Origin of the sequence: Oceanobacillus longus (assembly GCF_042650085.1) — a bacterium.
In the GTDB taxonomy this organism is placed as follows: Bacteria; Bacillota; Bacilli; order Bacillales; family Amphibacillaceae; genus Oceanobacillus; species Oceanobacillus longus.
The window spans coordinates 21,979-39,060 of record NZ_JBHSAO010000010.1 but is presented as its reverse complement, the minus strand read 5'-3'; the positions used below and the strand labels follow the sequence as shown (position 1 = coordinate 39,060).

Genomic DNA, 17,082 nt, shown 5'->3' with positions numbered 1-17,082 from the left:
TAGAAATTTTCAAATATGATATGATGAACATAATACTATATCAATAACTAGGAGGATGAACAATGCGTGAAAAAGACCCGATTCGATTAGATAATCGAATTTATTTAATCGATGGTTTTGACTTGGATGTATCCAATCGAACCGGTACTTATGTGATAAACGAGGAACATCTAACACTGGTAGAGACCGGTCCCAGTCCCTCTATAAAATATATTAAAGCTGGACTATCAGATCTAGGACATTCATTGGATGAGGTTAGGTATATAATAGTAACTCATATTCATCTGGATCACGCTGGTGGAGCAGGATTGCTAATTAGGGAATGTCCGAACGCAAAAATTATTGTTCATCCAAGAGGAGCAAGGCACTTGGCAGACCCTAAGAATCTAGCAGCAGGTGCCAGAGCCGTATACGGAGAAAGTTTTTCCGAATTATTTGATCCGATTATTCCAGTTTCTGAGGATCGGTTGCTCATAAAAGGGGAAGGGGATACGTTAGAAATAGGACCTGAATGTATATTGGAGTTTTGGGATACACCGGGACATGCGAAGCATCATTTAAGTATCTATGATCCTGTAAGTAATGGAATGTTTACCGGTGATACAGTTGGGGTCCGGTATGAACAATTGCTGCTTGATGGGGTTCAACTATTTTTACCTTCAACATCTCCGAACCATTTTAATCCGAATGATATGGAAGCGTCGATCAATCGGATTCGCGATAAAAAGCTAAACAGGATATATTTTGGTCATTTTAGCATGACAGAAGAAGTGGATGAAGCTTTGAATCAGGTCTCCGGATGGTTGGAAACCTACATGGAAGTGGGAGAACAGGCAGCTATAGAAGGTAGAGGGTACGATACCATTTCGCAGCGACTACTAGAAAAAGTTAGAATACATCTTAGGGAAAAAGGGATAGAAGATGAGCATGAAGTCTATATTCTCATTAACCTTGACTTGCAAGTAGGCGCATTAGGGATTATTGATTATTTTAAAAAATTGAAACAGTAGCTTGAATTACAGTTCGAAAAGAAGCCAGGAGCATCCCTGGCTTCTTGTGTATTAATATTTACTTTGTAAAATTAAGTTCCTAGGAAATCCCGTTTTTATCTTTGACACTTGCATGTTTGATTATTTTTGTTAATTAAGTTGATTCATCTCAAGAACAACTGGACAATGATCACTACCCATAACAAGTGAATGAACTTGTGCTTCTTTTAAGAAAGGTACCAGTCTCTCTGATGCAATAAAATAATCGATTCTCCAACCGACGTTTCTCTCTCGGATTGTTTTCATATAAGACCACCAGGAATAAATATCTTCTTCATCAGGATGAAAATGTCGGAGGGTGTCTACAAATCCTGATTCAAGTAAACGAGTCATTTTCCCCCGTTCCTCTTTAGTAAATCCAGAATTTCCATGATTCGTTTTATCGTTTTTTAAATCGATTTCCTGATGAGCAACATTCAAGTCTCCGCAGTAGATAACAGGCTTAATTTCATCTAATTTTTTTAAATAGCGATACAATTCATCTTCCCAATCAAGTCGGTAATCCAATCGACTTAAGTCTCTTTTTGAGTTAGGAGTATAAACATTAACCAAATAGAATTCTTCATATTCCAGTGTAATAATTCGTCCTTCTTCTTGAAAATCATCCGGTCCTAACCCGTATTTAACCCGAATTGGCTTTTTCTTTGTGAAAACAGCTGTGCCAGAATATCCTTTTCTGACTGCATAATTCCAGTACTGGAGATAACCATCAAGTTCTAAATCTATTTGCCCTTCCTGTAACTTCGATTCCTGTATACAAAAAATATCAGCGTTAACCTCATTAAAATAATCAAGAAATCCTTTTTTTACACATGCTCGAATTCCATTTACATTCCAAGATACCAACTTCATAGATTAATTATTTCCCCTTTTTTCATTTTATTTGTCAATTTTACCACATGAATAGACAAAGTTGCTGATGGCAAGTCCAATCATGCTTGTAACTACAGGAATTAATCTATATCGTATCCGGCCGAGTCGATTTTTGGTGAATATTAATTTCCCGGGAAATATATTGTCGAACAACGATTTAAAAATGTTATTGCATTTTAAGTGTATTAAACGTATAATACATTTGAAGGCGTATTATACGTTTAATACACATTTATATGTGAATAGCGTATTAAGTACATAATACGATAGAATTATACAGCTAAGAATAAATAATAGGAGCGTGTGTCATGAATGTCAGTTTTAATAAGCGGGAGCCTGTTTATGTTCAGGTAGTGAGACATTTCAAAGAACAAATCGCTACTGGGAATGTTGAGCCTGGTCAAGAAATTCCGTCACGTCGTGAATTAGCAAATCAGTTGAAAATTAATCCAAATACTGCACAACGAGCGTACAAAGAAATGGAGGAAGAAGGTTTGATCTATACCGAGGGAAATAGCCCAAGTAAAATCACAAGGGATGAAAAAGTTATAGGCACGGTACGGGAAGAACTTATTATTCAAGCTGTTGATTCGTTTATTACATCCATTCGCCCAATTAATGTACCAATGGATGAACTGGTAGGATTAATCAAAGAAAAATATAAAGAAGATTTTAATGAATAGGGGGTTATAAACATGATAGAAGTAAATAATTTAACGAAAAAATTTGGACGAAAAATAGTGTTGAATGGTGTTAGCTTTACAGCGGAAAAGGGCGAAATCACTTGTCTAATCGGTGTTAATGGAGTTGGGAAAACAACGATTCTAAATGCGATTATGAATCTAACACCTGTAAATAGTGGGAAGATTCTAATTGACGGAGACAAAATTAAAAAAGAAAGCTATGAAAAAATCACTTTTATCCCAGATGCAATAACGATGCCTCCACAAATGACAATTGCACAAGCGATGCAGTTTATGCAGGATTTCTATAACAGTTGGAACCAGCAACGGGCGACCGAATTACTTGGGTTCTTTAAATTAAAGGAAGAGGAAAGGATTTCCAACCTTTCAAAAGGAAACACAGCAAAAGTCAATTTACTTCTTGGATTAGCGCTCGACGTCGACTATCTTCTAATGGATGAGCCGTTCTCCGGAATTGATATTTTTAGTCGGGAACAGATAGCTGATGTATTTACAAGTCATTTAGTAGAAGATCGTGGTGTTATCATTACCACACATGAAATTAATGATATCGAGCACATCATTGATAAAGTAGTTTTACTGGATAATGGAGTTGTTTCGAAGGAGTTTAACGCAGAAGAAGTGCGTGAAAATGAAGGAAAGTCTGTCATTGATGTAATGCGGGAGGTTTATAGAGGATGAAGAGCTATTTCAAACTGGTCAACTTTGAATTGGGCCGTTTTATGAAAGTCTACCTTGTACTTATTGGAATAACGATTATTTCACAAATTGCAGGGGTGATTGTAAAATCAAGAAGCTATCTGGCTGAAGCAAACCAGGCTATTAATATAGATTCCATACCTAAAGAACAATTTCTACAGCAAAGTGGTCAGATGAGTATGGTACCTATCACACAAAGTTTATGGTTTATGGGACCAATCGCACTGTGTATTGCAGCATTAATTTTCTGTAGTTTCTTTATATGGTACCGTGAATGGTTCGGCAAAAATACGTTTATCTATCGTTTGCTAATGCTGCCAAATGCAAGACTTCATGTGTACCTAGCAAAAGCTTCGTCAATATTCCTGATGGTACTCGGGTTGGTTTCAATTCAACTGATTTTATTACCTATAGAAAGTACGATTCTTAAATTTATCGTTCCATTTGATTTCAGAATGGATATGGAAATTAGTGATATCGTTAATAACTTTTCATATTTATTTATTTTAATACCAGATTCTTTTATGCAATTTATTATAAATTATGGAATTGGCTTTATGGCTATATTTATTCTATTTACTGCCATTTTATTTGAAAGAAGTTTTCGTTTAAAGGGAATTTTATTAGGATTTGGATATAGTTTATTGGCTACAGTAGTATTTCTTTTTCCTTTAATATTAGAAATTTTCTTTGGTGTCAATTACTTGTACCCAACTGAATTATTTTTTGTAGAACTTATTTTAGCCATCATTGTTACCGGTGCATCAATATGGATGAGTAATTATCTAATGAATAAGAGAATAACCGTCTAAGGGAGGATGAGAAAATGTTGCGTTATTGGAAATTAATTTCAATTAGTATAATAACTGTTTTAACCATAGGAGCATTTTATATTCAATCTGCTATGGCCAGTAATAATTATCCTGAATTTGTTCTAGATACACAGAGCGGAAATAAAGATGAGATTTCGAATATTACCATTCGTGCAGATTACAGAGAAGGTATAAATGGTGAATATGCCGAAATCACTTCAGAAGGAACGATGTATGCTAGTGAGCAGTCCTTTTTAGACCGCCTTGGAGGAATGTACACCGATGCGGATATGGAGCGACTTCAAAAGAATTATCGAAATTTTATGAGAGGGAAGGATAATATCTGGGCTGTTTTTGAGGATCAAAATATACTAGCTTATGCTGATATCAATGATCATTACATCGTTGATGGACCAAGAGAATTTACATTTGATATCGATATTTTGGAAAAGGATTCGAGTAAGACAAGAAATTTCACAATAAATATTCCTGAAAAGAACAAATACAATTACGTTCAGATTGAGGATGTTCAAGTGTTAAACAATGAAATGATCGTAACAACGGTTAATCATTCTGTAAATGGGAATGAGTGGGGATCAGATGAAATACATGTATATAGGTTCAATATCACAGATGAGAAGTTAGTTACGGATGAAGTTATACAAGTGAATCCAGAGCATGCTAATGTACAATTTGCTCATGTGAATCTAATTCATGACCAATCCGATATCGGATCAGCAGAACATCTCGTTTTCATAAAGGAATATATGAAAGAAGTACAACATGAGGATGGAAGTTATTATCTCGAACCTAATGGTAGTGAGTTAATAGCCTATAATTTGAAAACAAATGAGCTAGAAACTATTCAATTGTCAGAAGAAATACAAGTTTCAAGTGGGTCCATCTATTTAAATGATTCAACACTCTATATTATTGAACTGGCGGATAAAGACATAAAGGTTACATCCTTTAACATGGACAGTAAAGAGATCGAGAAATTAGAAACGATTAATCTTCCCAGTATAAATAGTAGTAACTTGAATGATCACTTTAGTGTGAAAATAAAAGACGGGGAAATGTATTTAGTTGGTTATGAGGTAAATAAGAATACAGAAGCACCATTACTTGTTATCGACTTAGATTCTGGGAAAATAAAATATGAAGGAGTCATAATAACTGAAAATCTGAAAAAGACTCAACTGGAATATATATTAAATATTTATGAAATAGAGTTAAAGTAGGAAACGTGGTCAGTTTTATCTGACCACGTTTTTATATATTTTATCCAGTTTTTCTTCAAATAGATCCATATGGACAATTCGTGCTTCACGTACATATTCTTTACCTTCCACAAACAGTAATAATACAGGTACGGTGAAAATAGAAAAACGTCCAGCTACTTCTTCTACAGCTTCGGCATTGATGTGTCCCAGTTTAATTTCTGGATATTTTCCCATCAACTCCTGAACTTGTGGGAGTAGTCCATGACACACACTGCAATTTGGTCTGGAAATATAGAGAAAGGATAGTTCATTTGCTTTTATAAAAACATCCACTGTTTGAATGGATGATAGTTCTTTAAATTCTCTCATTGTATACCTCCGAATAGTATGTCTTAATCCTAGTATAACAAGAAAGGGGATTCTAATCATAAATGATGTTTATAACTTGATCAGAATGGATAAATGAACTAAAACAAGACAATTGAGGTGAACTCAGGTGAGTAATCAGGATAAACAATCATCAAACAAAGAAAAGACTAAATGGAATGAAGAAGACAGAACGAAGCTTGATGAGTTTGAAAATCAAAAGTTTGCAGATGATATCCCCCTGGAAGATTTAAAGATTGAAATGAAAGATGAAAAGAAGAAAACAAAAACGAAAGATTCCTCACAAAGTGAACGGAAGTTTAAAAAGAAAGAGGATGATCAGTAATTTTAAGATCCTTAAGTGCAACTTGCTTAAGGATTTTTACTGATTTTTGAAAAATGGACGTTTACAGTAGTTAAAGTGACGAGACAAGGCATCTAAGTGATACATATACATAAAGTATAAATCTAGACAATAATAGTCATAGATTTATTCCTACAACCCATGATTACTTGAGAAGTCGATTAACATTGGCTTCTCCTATTTTTGATGAAGAAATAAAAATATGCAGCAAAGAACTATATCCATGCTTTGGCTTGAAAATTATTCCTTTAAAGGTTCCCAAGCAATTGTTGGGGACCTTTAATGTAGGAAAGCCAATATTAAAATTTGAAATTAACTTCTTTATCCTCTTGTGACTCTACACCCTTCATATAGTCAATTCTTTTTTGTGCAGAGGATTGGCTAACCTGCTCATCAGCATGATAGGACGAGCGTACAAGCGGACCAGATTCACAATGAGAAAAACCTTTTTCTAAAGCAATTCTTTTTAACTCTTCAAATTCATCCGGATGGTAGTAACGCTCAACATTTAAATGCTTTTTAGTTGGTTGCAGATATTGCCCAATGGTTATAATATCGACATTATGCGCTAATAAGTCGTCCATCGCTTCGACAATTTCTTCTTTGGTTTCCCCGAGACCCAACATGATACTTGACTTTGTAGGTACATTTGGTGCAATCTCCTTTACGCGCTTAAGAAGCAGGAGAGACCTATCATACTTGGCAATTGCCCGAACACGTTTGGTTAATCGTCTAACCGTCTCAATATTGTGATTAAAGATATCAGGCTCACTGTCCATTAGTGTATGTAAACTTTCATAATCACCTTTCATGTCTGATGGGAGGATTTCAATCGTACATCCGGGGCGTTGTGCCCGAATGGCTCTAACCGTATTGGCAAAAACAGCTGCTCCACCATCAGCTAAGTCATCACGAGCTACCGCTGTTACAACAACATGTTTTAGGCCCATTATTTCAACCGAATCAGCAACCCGTTTCGGTTCACCCCAGTCAAGTTCGTTTGGAAGCCCTGTTTTCACTGCACAAAAACGGCAGCCACGTGTGCAGGTATCTCCTAAGATCATAAAGGTTGCGGTCTTCCGCTCGCTCCAGCATTCATAGATATTTGGGCATTTTGCTTCTTCACAAACTGTATTTAATCTCTTGTCACGCATTAGGTGCTTTAGTTTTTTATAGGAATCATTTGTGTTAATTTTTGTTTTCAACCACTCAGGTTTACGGATGTATTCTGCTTGTTTTGCCAATACTAGCACGCTCCTTGTTTAAGTTCGTATTCCAGTTATCCAATTCATATTTTGTCTTCGCTAAGGCGTTTACTTCATCCCAATCATCTTGTGACAATTCCAAAGGATGAAGATCGATATCTAACCCTTTCTTGAAGCCATTTTCAAAAGCTTCCTTCAAAGTTTCATAACGATGCTTTTTAGTAGTCAGTTGGTCCAGTGTAATCGCCTTCTTAGAAAAGGAATTTCGCTTTCTTTCCCTTACTTTTTCAGAAGGAAATTGGAATAAATCAAATAGCATCGTTGTGTTGATACTAATTGGAAGAGAACCATGCTGTAGCAATACGCCTTTTTTTCTTGTTTGAGCATTTCCGGATAACTTTTTCCCATCTACCACCATTTCGTAAAATGCAGGCTTTTCAAAGCATATTGGTGTTCTTTCTCTATCTGACTGCTTTTCAACAACCGCATACTCTGCCGGAATGCCTAAATTTTTGTACCCTTCCAATACACCTTTTGATAAAACATAGTAAGCTTCCTGCACTGATAAAGGAATGTCGGGATCGTTCTCCGAAATAACTAGACTGTAGGTTAGTTCGTTGTCATGTAGTACAGCACTGCCACCGGTCAAGCGACGGACAAACTGGCAATTATAGTCATGTAGTGCCTTGAAGTCTATCTTATTCTCCACCTTTTGAAAGTATCCAACAGATAAACTTGGTGCCTTCCATCCATAGAATCGTAGTGTTGGTGGAATTTTCCCTTCACTATGCCAATTGATTAAACATTCATCAAATGCCATATTGATTGCTGCATCACTAAAACCGGTATCAATAAAAGCCCATTGTCGATTCAACTTATTCACCTCCAATTCAATTGCAATTATTTCACTAAAAAAGACTGCAGAATTTAGACTGCAGTCTTTTGGTGAAGTGATAATCAATAAATATACACATTGACTGCACATTTCCTACGATAGTATTATCCATTTCAGGTCCAAAGGGTCAACGCTAATTAATATATAGCATCTCTCAGCTTAACAGCTCCCCCAGTGCTTATTTATTAAATTGTTTACTATTAAAGCTTACTTCTAATTGTTGGGAATGTAAAGATAAGTGTGATAATTAACACGAATTGTTAATTACTCAACTTTCGCACCATTAAAATAAGTTCAAACCGTTAACTGGGGCAAACTTAGAATGTTTCTAATAATCCCCTTGCTAAACTTGATTAAAACAAGGCTGTTTTTCGTACTGTTTATAGCCTTTTAATCATCGCAGAGTTGAGATAAAAAGCGAACTAGAATAAGTAACTTCGGCGACCGCTCTGGGGAAATATACTTACGGTTCGCGGGCGGCTGGTGAGCCCTCCTCGTGCTTCTTCTTTAGGGGTCTCACCGATGCCTTTCCTCGAGGCCACTGAAAAACTAGAGAACTAAAATTGAACCCTCCACTTTGGGTATATATAACCTGTTATTTAGGGTTAAAATAACCACTATGATGGTTAAATAACCTGTTAATTTGGGATTAGATTTATTTATTTTTGGATTTCCGGACTATTTCCGGACTTTTTCAGTGGCCTCCTTTCCTCCCGCTGGAGTCTTCGTATATTTCCCCAGAGCTGGTTTTAAGCTTACAAACTGATAACTGCATTAGTGATTTATAAAATTCATATCACCGAGCTTCACCAGTCCGGGTGAGCGGCGGGCGGTGACTCCTGCGGGAAGAGCACGTGTCCGAAGACCAGAAGAGTGGTTTTCTCTTCGGGGCTGAGGCCGTGCCCTAAGGATGCGCATCCGCCCAGAGCGATCCCGGACGGTGGGAAAAGCTGATACTTAAAGAAATAAAACCAACAAGCATTTACTTCGCAGTTCATATAAAATCCGACGATAAAAGAGGGAAATTAACGAAAAGATCCTTGAGTATAGATGTATCCAGACTGCTCAGCGCAAAAAGTTAATCCAAAATCAACTTGAACAGTGTAGCTCCAGTCCTCCTAATTCTATCAAGGGTTATTTATCCATTTCATTCTGCGAAAGTTGAATTAATTACTTAATAGCGTAGCATATTTACATACTCATCGTTTCTAACTAACTACTGAATTCAACTATTATACTTCCTTCAATTAAGTTATGAACTTCGTTTAATCGTCCTTCATGTAAAAGCTGAACAATTTTACTTCCGACGATTACCCCATCACAATGCTTACTAAGTGTATGTGCCTGTTCTGTATTGGATACCCCAAAACCAGCTAATACGGGTACATCACTATATTTCTTTAAATCATCGAGGTAGGAAGTTACATTCGTATCATGTTTTGTCCGGGCGCCTGTCGTTCCATTGACAGCCACTGCATATAGAAATCCTTCTGAACGCTTTGCGAGTTCAACTAAACGCTCTTTTGGACTTGTCATTGCGGCAAGTCTGACAAATGCAATATCATAATCACTTAAAGAGGGGGAAATAATGTGTTCTTCCTCCATTGGCAGGTCAGGTATAATAATACCATCAACCCCCGCATTCGCTGCGTCTTTAGCAAATTTCTCTATCCCATAAACTAAAATGGGATTTAAATAAGTCATGATGACAATTGGAATGGAACGATTTTCTTTCGTAGATTGCAATTTCTCTAATACATTTGTTAAGGTTGTTCCATTTTCTAATGCACGTATGCCAGCCTCTTGAATAGTTGGACCATCTGCAACAGGATCCGAGAAGGGGATACCAAGTTCAATTGCGGATGCCCCGCATTCCTGTATAAAATTTATTCTCTCTTCCAAAATATCGAGTCCGCCATCACCAGCCATAATATATGGAGCAAATATATTTTGATTAGATTTGATTTTTTCCTGTAATGCTTTTTTCAATTTTTCCTTACCCATTATAATTTTCCTCCAATCCGGTCTTTTACTTGTTCTACATCTTTATCACCGCGACCTGAAAGACAAATGACGATTGTCTCATCTGGTGACATTTCAGGAGCGAGCTTCATGGCATATGCCACTGCATGGGAACTCTCTAAGGCAGGGATAATTCCTTCTGTTTTTGATAAATATTGAAATGCATCAAGTGCTTCCTCATCAGTGATTGATGTGTATGTGACACGATTTGTCTCGTGTAAATGACTGTGTTCCGGTCCCACTCCAGGATAGTCCAGACCTGCAGAAATCGAGGAGGCTTCTTCAATTTGACCGTGCTTATCCTGCAAGAGATATGTCATTGTCCCGTGTAATACACCGATATCTCCACCAGATAATGTTGCTGCGTGTTTATTTGTTTCGATGCCTTCACCACCAGCTTCCACTCCAAATAGTGATACATCCTTATCTTCAATAAATGGATAAAACATACCCATTGCATTACTTCCACCACCGACACAGGCAATGACAGCTTCTGGAAGCTTGCCATTCTGTTCCATGATTTGTTTTTTCGTTTCGGAACCAATAACAGATTGCAGATCTCGAACGATTTTTGGGAATGGATGTGGTCCGACAACAGATCCGATAATATAATGTGTGTCCTCCACATGATTGACCCAGTATCGTAATGCTTCGTTGACCGCATCTTTCAATGTGCCACTGCCTTGGGAGACACTTCTAACTTCAGCACCTAGTAGCTCCATTCGGAAGACATTCAATTTTTGCCGGCGAATATCTTCTTCACCCATGAACACGATACACTCAAGCCCTAGTAGCGCACAAACTGTTGCTGTAGCAACGCCATGCTGACCTGCACCTGTTTCTGCAACAACTTTTTTCTTGCCCATCCGAACCGTTAAAAGTGCTTGGCCGATTGTGTTATTGATTTTATGTGCTCCAGTATGATTTAGGTCTTCCCGTTTTAAGTAAACTTGAGCACCGCCAAGATTTTTGGTCATCTGCTCTGCGAAATACAATGGTGTTTCGCGCCCGATATATTGTTTTAAATAATAGTTTAATTCATTAATGAAATCAGGGTCTTTGATAGCTGTTTCATATGCTTCTTCTAGCTCAAGCACTGCAGGCATTAATAATTCTGGAACAAATCTTCCTCCAAAATCCCCATATTTTCCGGTTTTATCTGGCATCGTGTATGTCACTTGACCTCATCCTTTCGTGTTTGTTTAGCATTAGTAATAAATTGTTTGATTTTATTGACATCCTTTTTCCCGTCTGTTTCCACACCACTTGAAACATCGACAGCTATAGGATTTACTTTTTCGATTCCAATTTTTACATTTTCCGGTGTCAATCCCCCTGCGAGAATAACTTTACTGCGATCCAATAGCAGTCTATCAAGCAAATTCCAATCAAATACGGTGCCGTTACCACCGCGGCTTTTTTTGCTAGGTGTATCCAATAAGCAGTAATCACAAGGATATTGTTTCAGAATTTCAAGTACTTCTTTTTCTGCTGGAAAAGCTTTAATAATTCCATAGGGCAATTGCTCCGCTACTTCAGGCGGTTCATCCCCATGTAATTGAATAACATCCAGTCCAACAACCTCAGCTATTTGCATCATGTTTTCGACGGATTCGTTTACAAATACACCGACTTTCTTAACGGATGCAGGGATGGACTTGGATATTGATGCAGCATTAGCCGGTGATATTTTTCTCTTACTATCAGCAAAAACAAATCCGATAAAATCAGCCCCGCTTTCTACTGCTCCATTGGCTGCTTCCTTAGATGTTATCCCACAAATCTTAACGAGCATTTATTTTTTCTCCTTTTGCAGGTAAAGGCATCTGCAACTGCCCGAAGGTTTCTTCCACATTAGCTGATCGCATAAGTGTTTCACCTACAAGGATAGCAGCTGCGCCGACATCAGCTACACGCTTTACATCTTGATTTGTCTTCATTCCACTTTCACTGATTAGAATGGTTTCAGGATTTGTTACCATGCGTGCGAGTTCCTCCGTTATTTTTAAATCCACTTCAAATGTTTTTAAGTTACGATTATTGATTCCGATGATTTCTGGATTCACTTCAAGAGCACGCTTCATTTCCTCTTCATTATGAACTTCAACTAGAATTTCCAATCCCAGTGTGCTTGCATAATTATAGAGCTTCTTAAATTGTTCACCTGATAATGCGGCAACAATAAGCAAAATAATGTTAGCCCCAGCAGCCTTGGCATGATCAATTTGAATGGTGTCGATCATAAAATCTTTACATAAAACAGGGATATTCACCGCTCCTCGGACTGCTTGTAGGTCTTTCATAGAACCATTAAAAAAAGTTTCGTCTGTAAGTACAGAAATCGCTGCCGCGCCAGATTTTTCATATTGCTTTGCTTGTTCAATTGGGTCGACTTCCATATCGATTGCTCCTTTGGAAGGGGAGGACCGTTTGATTTCCGCAATAATATTCATATTGGGAGAAGATGCAACGATACTTTTGAAAGTGGGAACGGATTTTTTGGATCCCTCTAATAATGGAACATTGATTAGTTGAACAATTTCTTTTGCCTTTTCCGTTAAAATCTTATCTAGGATTGTCATTTAATACACCTCGCTTGGAATTTTACTGCTAAAGTCAACAAGACGTTCTAATCTTTCTAATGCTGCACCTGATAGAATACTTTCTCGAGCTAGATTGATTCCATCTTTTATGGTAGCAGCTTTGCCGTTGGTATATATTCCGAGTCCTGCATTTAATAGCACAGTATCAAAATAAGCACCTTGTTTACCTTTTAGAACTGACATTAAGATCTCTGCATTTTCCTTTGAATCGCCACCACGAATCGAATCATTCGAATACACTGGTAAACCAACTTCTTCAGGATGGAGACTTATGGGTGTAAGCTCACCATTTTCAAGAATAATAAGATCGTTAGCGCCTGCAAGGGAAGCCTCATCCATCGAACCAGCACCAGTAACCACAACAGCACGACGTCTGCCCAGCTTTTTCAAGGATGCAGCTATCATCGGAAGCAAATCTTTTCGGTAAACACCGATTAATTGTGTATCAAGTTCAATTGGGTTTGTCAGTGGACCAATGGCATTGAAAATAGTCGGTAAACCTAAATTTTTGCGTACGATAGAAAATGGTTTAAGTGCTTCATGAACATGGGGTGCGAATAGGAAAGCAATCTTATTTTCGATCAACATTTCCTCTACATGTTCTTTAGAAAATGAAAGGGAGACACCTAAATGTTCCAGGACATCGGCACTACCAGTTTTACTTGAAATACTCCGGTTGCCATGCTTTGCTACAGTGATTCCAGCACCGGCCATTACAAATGCAGAGGTTGTGCTAATATTAAAGCTGTTAGATTGATCCCCACCTGTACCACAGTTATCGATTGCATCGGGTATTGGGCTCGTATGGAAAGATGATTTCCCACGAATGACTTCAACAAGACCAGCGATCTCATCTGCTGTTTCTCCTTTTGCTTGTAGAGCTATGAGTAGTGCTGAAATTTCAGATTCTGTCACATCATCCCTAAAGCAATAATTTGTTGCTGCTTTCATTTCTTCCACTGTTAAATTTTCGCCATTAATTACTTTTTTAAGATACTGTTTCATTTGTAGTTATCTCCTTTCGTATTTCAATTAGAAAATTTTTGATTATTTGTTTTCCGGATATGGTGCCAATCGATTCCGGATGAAATTGCAGACCATAAAGTGGATATTTATAATGTTTGACTGCCATAATTTCATTGTCATCAATCGATCTTGCAACAATTTCCAACTCATCAGGGAAATCCTCTTGGTCGATAACGTAAGAATGATAGCGCATGACTTCTGCTGGGCTTTGCAAATATTTGAAAGCCCCACATTCGTTATGGGATACAAGTGAAGTTTTACCATGTTTGATTTGCTTTGCTGGTCGCACCTTACCTCCTAGTGCTTCTCCAATGACCTGATGCCCGAGACATATTCCAAATATCGGAATAGATGTATAGAATTCTTTAACAGTGTCTAAACATATACCTGCTTTGTTCGGTAATCCTGGACCCGGCGAAATAATTATTGCCTCAGGATTCATTTTTTTAATTTCATTTATTGATATTTTGTCATTTCTTACAACTACGACTTCGACATCGACATTCTGTTCAGAAAAATATTGGAAAAGGTTATAGGTGAATGAATCATAATTATCAATTAATAGGATCAAGTTCCTGCACCTCCATTAAAGATCTTGCTTTATTCAATGTTTCTTTATATTCATTTTCTGGTACGGAATCAAAAACAATTCCAGCTCCAGCCTGTAAGTGAGCAATGTTATTTTTTATAACCAATGATCGTATCGTAAGAGCGATATTTAAATCATGATTAAAATTAATATAGCCGATACCACCACCATATGCACCTCGCTTTTTTTCTTCCAGTTTATTTATAATTTGCATCGCTCTGATCTTAGGCGCGCCAGAGACGGTCCCCGCTGGAAGGCAGGTGATCAGTGCATCGATGCCTGAATAATTTTTATGCAATCTCCCTTTAACTTCAGAAACAATATGCATGACATGCTGGTATTTTTCTATTTTCATATAGGTGGGAACAGTAATACTGTTAATCTCGCATACACGCCCTATATCATTTCTGCTTAGGTCAACGAGCATTCGATGTTCGGCAATTTCCTTTTCATCCGAAAGCAGATCATTCATAAGCACCTCATCTTCAGCAGTCGTTCTGCCTCGAGGTCTTGTTCCTGCAATTGGATTTGTAACTATTTCTCTTCCGGTAGTCTGAACTAAACTTTCTGGTGATGCTCCTAGAATCAGATAATCCTCAAAGTCGATATAAAACATATAGGGAGAAGGATTCGCTTTTCTCAACTTTTGATAGAAGGAAAGAGGGAAACTTGGGTGCTCATTTATTTTTGCGGTCATCCGTTGAGATAGTACCACCTGGAAAATATCACCATGTTTTATATGCTCTTTGGCAACTCTAACTTTCTCCTTAAAGCTTTCTTCTGTTGTTTCAGGTTCAAAATGGATGCTTTCAAAATCAATAGTAGTAGAATTTTTATCTTTCAATAGTGATTCTTTTAATTTTTCAATTCTCGCTTCAAGGGCATTCTCGGATTGATTATTTGGATTCACAGCAATAAGATAAATATCGTTGTTTGTGTGATCGAAAACAATCACATCCTTGTAAAACATAAAATGAATATCAGGCATATCCAGTTCATCTGGCAAGGGATTCCCTATGTCTTCAAAAGCTCGAATGGAATCGTATCCGATATAACCAACTGCTCCACCAAAAAAAGGTAACTGTAAATTTATTTCAACCATTGGTAAATGATTTTTAATGTACAAGAGAGCATTTTCTTTTTTAGTTTCCAATCTGTCTGTTTCCATGTTGATAATCGTTGTTTGATTTCCACGACCAATTACTTCTTCATACGGGCTCATACCTAAAAAAGAAAATTTCCCTTTCTGATCATGTTGAAAGGTGCTCTCCAACAAGAATTTTTTCCTTCCTGTTAAATTTTTGAGTACCTGTATAGGGGTTAATTCTCCAGCAGCCATCTTTGTATACTTGAATGAGTGATTGTTCTGCATCTTACTCACCTCTTTTAAGATTTTTTAAGTAAATAAAAAAGTCCTCTATAAACACATATAGCATGTGCTTATAGAGGACGTATGTGACCGCGGTGCCACCTCACTTGAAAAAGAAATCTTTTCATCTTATTCAGATACGGGAATTCAAACTTATGATATGAATCCGATATCCTATCCATATAACGGCGGAAGACCGTGTTTCCGTAATCAAGCCCCAATCCCGCTTTTTAAGGAAACCTCTCGTAAGTCCATTCAACAATTACCCGCGTACTGGAATCCCACCAACACCAGCTCTCTTTAACGCTTCTGAAATTGTCTACTACTCTTACTTAACGATTTTTAATATGAAATTTTGTTCAAAGATAAGAAAGTATATAATTTTGGCAGCAATTAATTCTAACACATAAACAGCCACGTCCAGCTCCAGCGCCCAGGGACTAGCGAGACTTCCTTCACCTCCGTACGATAAAGAAGACTTGCCGACTGGCTTTGCCAGAGGCTTAGTCGCGCTTATACCCTTGCGGTGAAAGTCAACATCGACTCCCTCCGGTCGGCGTGTTTCCTTTATCTCCTACGGCTCAGTCCAGTCCGTAGTCCCTAAACGGGCGCTTGCGCTTTTGTTTTGATAATACAAAAAGGCCCCTCATCCGAAAAGGACGAGGGACCGTGGTACCACCTTTATTAGCTGAAAACAGCTCACTTTAGCAACATTAAGCATCATGCTCAATATTCTCGTCTCGTATAACGATGAGACCTGTTCGCCAAAGCCTACTGCAAATATTAGTGTTGGTTCGGTTTGGAAGCTCAGAAGTCCATTCATCTATTGGAATCACACTGGTTTGCACCAACCACCAGCTCTCTTGCGTGTCCCGATAGAATACTAATCTTCATCATTGCTTAAATTATTTAAGTTATTAAAACTAATATTAAGATAATTGAATATAAATGTCAAGGTATTTTTAAAGGATAATTCAGACAATTTATTGGCTGCAGGAAGCTGTTGGGATAAATAGCTATAGATTAAATATATTCAGAACGGGTAATATAGTTCATGAGGTGATGGGAATGCCTGTAGAGTGGATTGTGAGAATAGTCCTTTCAATTATTATCCTAATCATTCTAATCGTCATTTTGAACAAGTTCCGATCCGGGAAATCACAACCCAACGCGAAAGACTCTTTAACTATCATGAAAGAAAGACTGGAAAGAGGAGAGCTTACAGAAGAGGAATTTAATGAAGCGAAAAGGAGAAGGGGTAAATAAAATTAGCAGCTTTGGAA

The 17,082-nt window shown here is 37.5% G+C and carries 18 protein-coding genes, 1 riboswitch and 2 other annotated features; of the genes, 7 read left to right on the top strand and 11 right to left on the bottom strand.

From position 1 onward, the window contains the following. Positions 1-62: 62 nt before the first annotated feature. Positions 63-1,010 (top strand): MBL fold metallo-hydrolase, encoded by a 948-nt coding sequence (locus tag ACFOUV_RS13485; protein ID WP_379497310.1) that lies wholly within the window; start codon positions 63-65, stop codon positions 1,008-1,010. A gap of 129 nt (positions 1,011-1,139) precedes the next feature. Here the strand turns inward: ACFOUV_RS13485 and ACFOUV_RS13480 are convergent, their stop codons facing one another. Further along, the gene (locus ACFOUV_RS13480; RefSeq protein WP_379497309.1) at positions 1,140-1,901 is read right to left on the bottom strand and encodes an exodeoxyribonuclease III; all 762 of its coding nucleotides are present in this window, start codon (positions 1,899-1,901) and stop codon (positions 1,140-1,142) included. 329 nt (positions 1,902-2,230) lie between these two features. On the opposite strand from ACFOUV_RS13480, the gene ACFOUV_RS13475 reads away from it, so the two are divergent. The 4 genes from ACFOUV_RS13475 to ACFOUV_RS13460 are packed head-to-tail and all read left to right on the top strand — an operon-like array spanning position 2,231 to position 5,378. Next, positions 2,231-2,605 carry a GntR family transcriptional regulator gene (locus ACFOUV_RS13475; protein ID WP_379497308.1) on the top strand — a complete coding sequence of 125 codons (375 nt, stop codon included), beginning with the start codon at positions 2,231-2,233 and terminating at the stop codon, positions 2,603-2,605. A gap of 12 nt (positions 2,606-2,617) precedes the next feature. Continuing rightward, positions 2,618-3,307: an ABC transporter ATP-binding protein gene (locus ACFOUV_RS13470; protein ID WP_379497307.1), complete on the top strand. Its 690-nt coding sequence runs from the start codon at positions 2,618-2,620 to the stop codon at positions 3,305-3,307. Beyond that, the gene (locus ACFOUV_RS13465) at positions 3,304-4,137 is read left to right on the top strand and encodes a hypothetical protein (RefSeq protein ID WP_379497306.1); all 834 of its coding nucleotides are present in this window, start codon (positions 3,304-3,306) and stop codon (positions 4,135-4,137) included. Before ACFOUV_RS13470 ends, ACFOUV_RS13465 begins: the two co-directional genes overlap by 4 nt. A gap of 14 nt (positions 4,138-4,151) precedes the next feature. Continuing rightward, entirely contained in the window at positions 4,152-5,378 is a 1,227-nt protein-coding gene (locus ACFOUV_RS13460) for a hypothetical protein (RefSeq protein WP_379497305.1), read from the top strand. 15 nt (positions 5,379-5,393) lie between these two features. Here the strand turns inward: ACFOUV_RS13460 and ACFOUV_RS13455 are convergent, their stop codons facing one another. Next, positions 5,394-5,729, bottom strand: coding sequence for a thioredoxin family protein (locus ACFOUV_RS13455; RefSeq protein ID WP_379497304.1), 336 nt, complete (start codon positions 5,727-5,729; stop codon positions 5,394-5,396). A 127-nt stretch (positions 5,730-5,856) separates the two neighbouring features. Between ACFOUV_RS13455 and ACFOUV_RS13450 the strand changes: the two genes are divergently transcribed. Beyond that, a complete protein-coding gene (locus tag ACFOUV_RS13450; RefSeq protein ID WP_379497303.1) occupies positions 5,857-6,072 on the top strand; it encodes a hypothetical protein in 216 nt (71 codons plus the stop codon). Positions 6,073-6,389: 317 nt separating this feature from the next. Here the strand turns inward: ACFOUV_RS13450 and lipA are convergent, their stop codons facing one another. The 9 genes from lipA to trpE all read right to left on the bottom strand — a co-directional run bounded on the left by lipA (position 6,390) and on the right by trpE (position 15,802). Continuing rightward, on the bottom strand, positions 6,390-7,334 hold the full coding sequence (lipA, locus tag ACFOUV_RS13445) for a lipoyl synthase (protein ID WP_379497302.1): 945 nt from the start codon (positions 7,332-7,334) through the stop codon (positions 6,390-6,392). Continuing rightward, positions 7,306-8,169, bottom strand: a complete 864-nt coding sequence (locus tag ACFOUV_RS13440; protein ID WP_379497301.1) for a lipoate--protein ligase family protein — start codon at positions 8,167-8,169, stop codon at positions 7,306-7,308. The genes lipA and ACFOUV_RS13440 overlap by 29 nt, the downstream gene beginning before the upstream one ends. A gap of 93 nt (positions 8,170-8,262) precedes the next feature. Beyond that, positions 8,263-8,373, bottom strand: a riboswitch (TPP riboswitch). Positions 8,374-9,402: 1,029 nt separating this feature from the next. After that, the gene (trpA, locus tag ACFOUV_RS13435) at positions 9,403-10,194 is read right to left on the bottom strand and encodes a tryptophan synthase subunit alpha (protein WP_379497300.1); all 792 of its coding nucleotides are present in this window, start codon (positions 10,192-10,194) and stop codon (positions 9,403-9,405) included. Next, the gene (gene trpB, locus ACFOUV_RS13430; RefSeq protein WP_379497414.1) at positions 10,194-11,378 is read right to left on the bottom strand and encodes a tryptophan synthase subunit beta; all 1,185 of its coding nucleotides are present in this window, start codon (positions 11,376-11,378) and stop codon (positions 10,194-10,196) included. Before trpB ends, trpA begins: the two co-directional genes overlap by 1 nt. Before the next feature lie 8 nt (positions 11,379-11,386). Then, entirely contained in the window at positions 11,387-12,007 is a 621-nt protein-coding gene (locus ACFOUV_RS13425) for a phosphoribosylanthranilate isomerase (RefSeq protein ID WP_379497299.1), read from the bottom strand. Continuing rightward, positions 11,997-12,794: an indole-3-glycerol phosphate synthase TrpC gene (trpC, locus tag ACFOUV_RS13420; protein ID WP_379497298.1), complete on the bottom strand. Its 798-nt coding sequence runs from the start codon at positions 12,792-12,794 to the stop codon at positions 11,997-11,999. Before trpC ends, ACFOUV_RS13425 begins: the two co-directional genes overlap by 11 nt. Further along, positions 12,795-13,820, bottom strand: a complete 1,026-nt coding sequence (gene trpD, locus ACFOUV_RS13415; protein WP_379497297.1) for an anthranilate phosphoribosyltransferase — start codon at positions 13,818-13,820, stop codon at positions 12,795-12,797. Beyond that, positions 13,804-14,412: an anthranilate synthase component II gene (locus tag ACFOUV_RS13410; RefSeq protein WP_379497296.1), complete on the bottom strand. Its 609-nt coding sequence runs from the start codon at positions 14,410-14,412 to the stop codon at positions 13,804-13,806. Before ACFOUV_RS13410 ends, trpD begins: the two co-directional genes overlap by 17 nt. Beyond that, positions 14,396-15,802: an anthranilate synthase component I gene (gene trpE, locus ACFOUV_RS13405; protein ID WP_379497295.1), complete on the bottom strand. Its 1,407-nt coding sequence runs from the start codon at positions 15,800-15,802 to the stop codon at positions 14,396-14,398. Before trpE ends, ACFOUV_RS13410 begins: the two co-directional genes overlap by 17 nt. A 70-nt stretch (positions 15,803-15,872) precedes the next feature. After that, positions 15,873-16,144 (bottom strand) — a binding site (T-box leader). 307 nt (positions 16,145-16,451) lie between these two features. Then, positions 16,452-16,705, bottom strand: a binding site (T-box leader). Positions 16,706-16,867: 162 nt separating this feature from the next. On the opposite strand from trpE, the gene ACFOUV_RS13400 reads away from it, so the two are divergent. After that, positions 16,868-17,065, top strand: a complete 198-nt coding sequence (locus ACFOUV_RS13400) for an SHOCT domain-containing protein (RefSeq protein WP_379497294.1) — start codon at positions 16,868-16,870, stop codon at positions 17,063-17,065. The last annotated feature ends 17 nt before the right edge of the window (positions 17,066-17,082 follow it).

What these genes read in the sequence shown, in the direction of transcription:
- ACFOUV_RS13460 (WP_379497305.1), top strand. Translation starts at nt 4,152, where the DNA reads ATGTTGCGTTATTGGAAATTAATTTCAATTAGTATAATAACTGTTTTA.
- ACFOUV_RS13480 (WP_379497309.1), bottom strand. Translation starts at nt 1,901, where the DNA reads ATGAAGTTGGTATCTTGGAATGTAAATGGAATTCGAGCATGTGTAAAA.
- ACFOUV_RS13425 (WP_379497299.1), bottom strand. Translation starts at nt 12,007, where the DNA reads ATGCTCGTTAAGATTTGTGGGATAACATCTAAGGAAGCAGCCAATGGA.
- ACFOUV_RS13475 (WP_379497308.1), top strand. Translation starts at nt 2,231, where the DNA reads ATGAATGTCAGTTTTAATAAGCGGGAGCCTGTTTATGTTCAGGTAGTG.
- ACFOUV_RS13470 (WP_379497307.1), top strand. Translation starts at nt 2,618, where the DNA reads ATGATAGAAGTAAATAATTTAACGAAAAAATTTGGACGAAAAATAGTG.
- trpE (WP_379497295.1), bottom strand. Translation starts at nt 15,802, where the DNA reads ATGCAGAACAATCACTCATTCAAGTATACAAAGATGGCTGCTGGAGAA.
- ACFOUV_RS13400 (WP_379497294.1), top strand. Translation starts at nt 16,868, where the DNA reads ATGCCTGTAGAGTGGATTGTGAGAATAGTCCTTTCAATTATTATCCTA.
- ACFOUV_RS13465 (WP_379497306.1), top strand. Translation starts at nt 3,304, where the DNA reads ATGAAGAGCTATTTCAAACTGGTCAACTTTGAATTGGGCCGTTTTATG.
- trpC (WP_379497298.1), bottom strand. Translation starts at nt 12,794, where the DNA reads ATGACAATCCTAGATAAGATTTTAACGGAAAAGGCAAAAGAAATTGTT.
- ACFOUV_RS13485 (WP_379497310.1), top strand. Translation starts at nt 63, where the DNA reads ATGCGTGAAAAAGACCCGATTCGATTAGATAATCGAATTTATTTAATC.
- trpD (WP_379497297.1), bottom strand. Translation starts at nt 13,820, where the DNA reads ATGAAACAGTATCTTAAAAAAGTAATTAATGGCGAAAATTTAACAGTG.
- ACFOUV_RS13455 (WP_379497304.1), bottom strand. Translation starts at nt 5,729, where the DNA reads ATGAGAGAATTTAAAGAACTATCATCCATTCAAACAGTGGATGTTTTT.
- trpB (WP_379497414.1), bottom strand. Translation starts at nt 11,378, where the DNA reads ATGCCAGATAAAACCGGAAAATATGGGGATTTTGGAGGAAGATTTGTT.
- trpA (WP_379497300.1), bottom strand. Translation starts at nt 10,194, where the DNA reads ATGGGTAAGGAAAAATTGAAAAAAGCATTACAGGAAAAAATCAAATCT.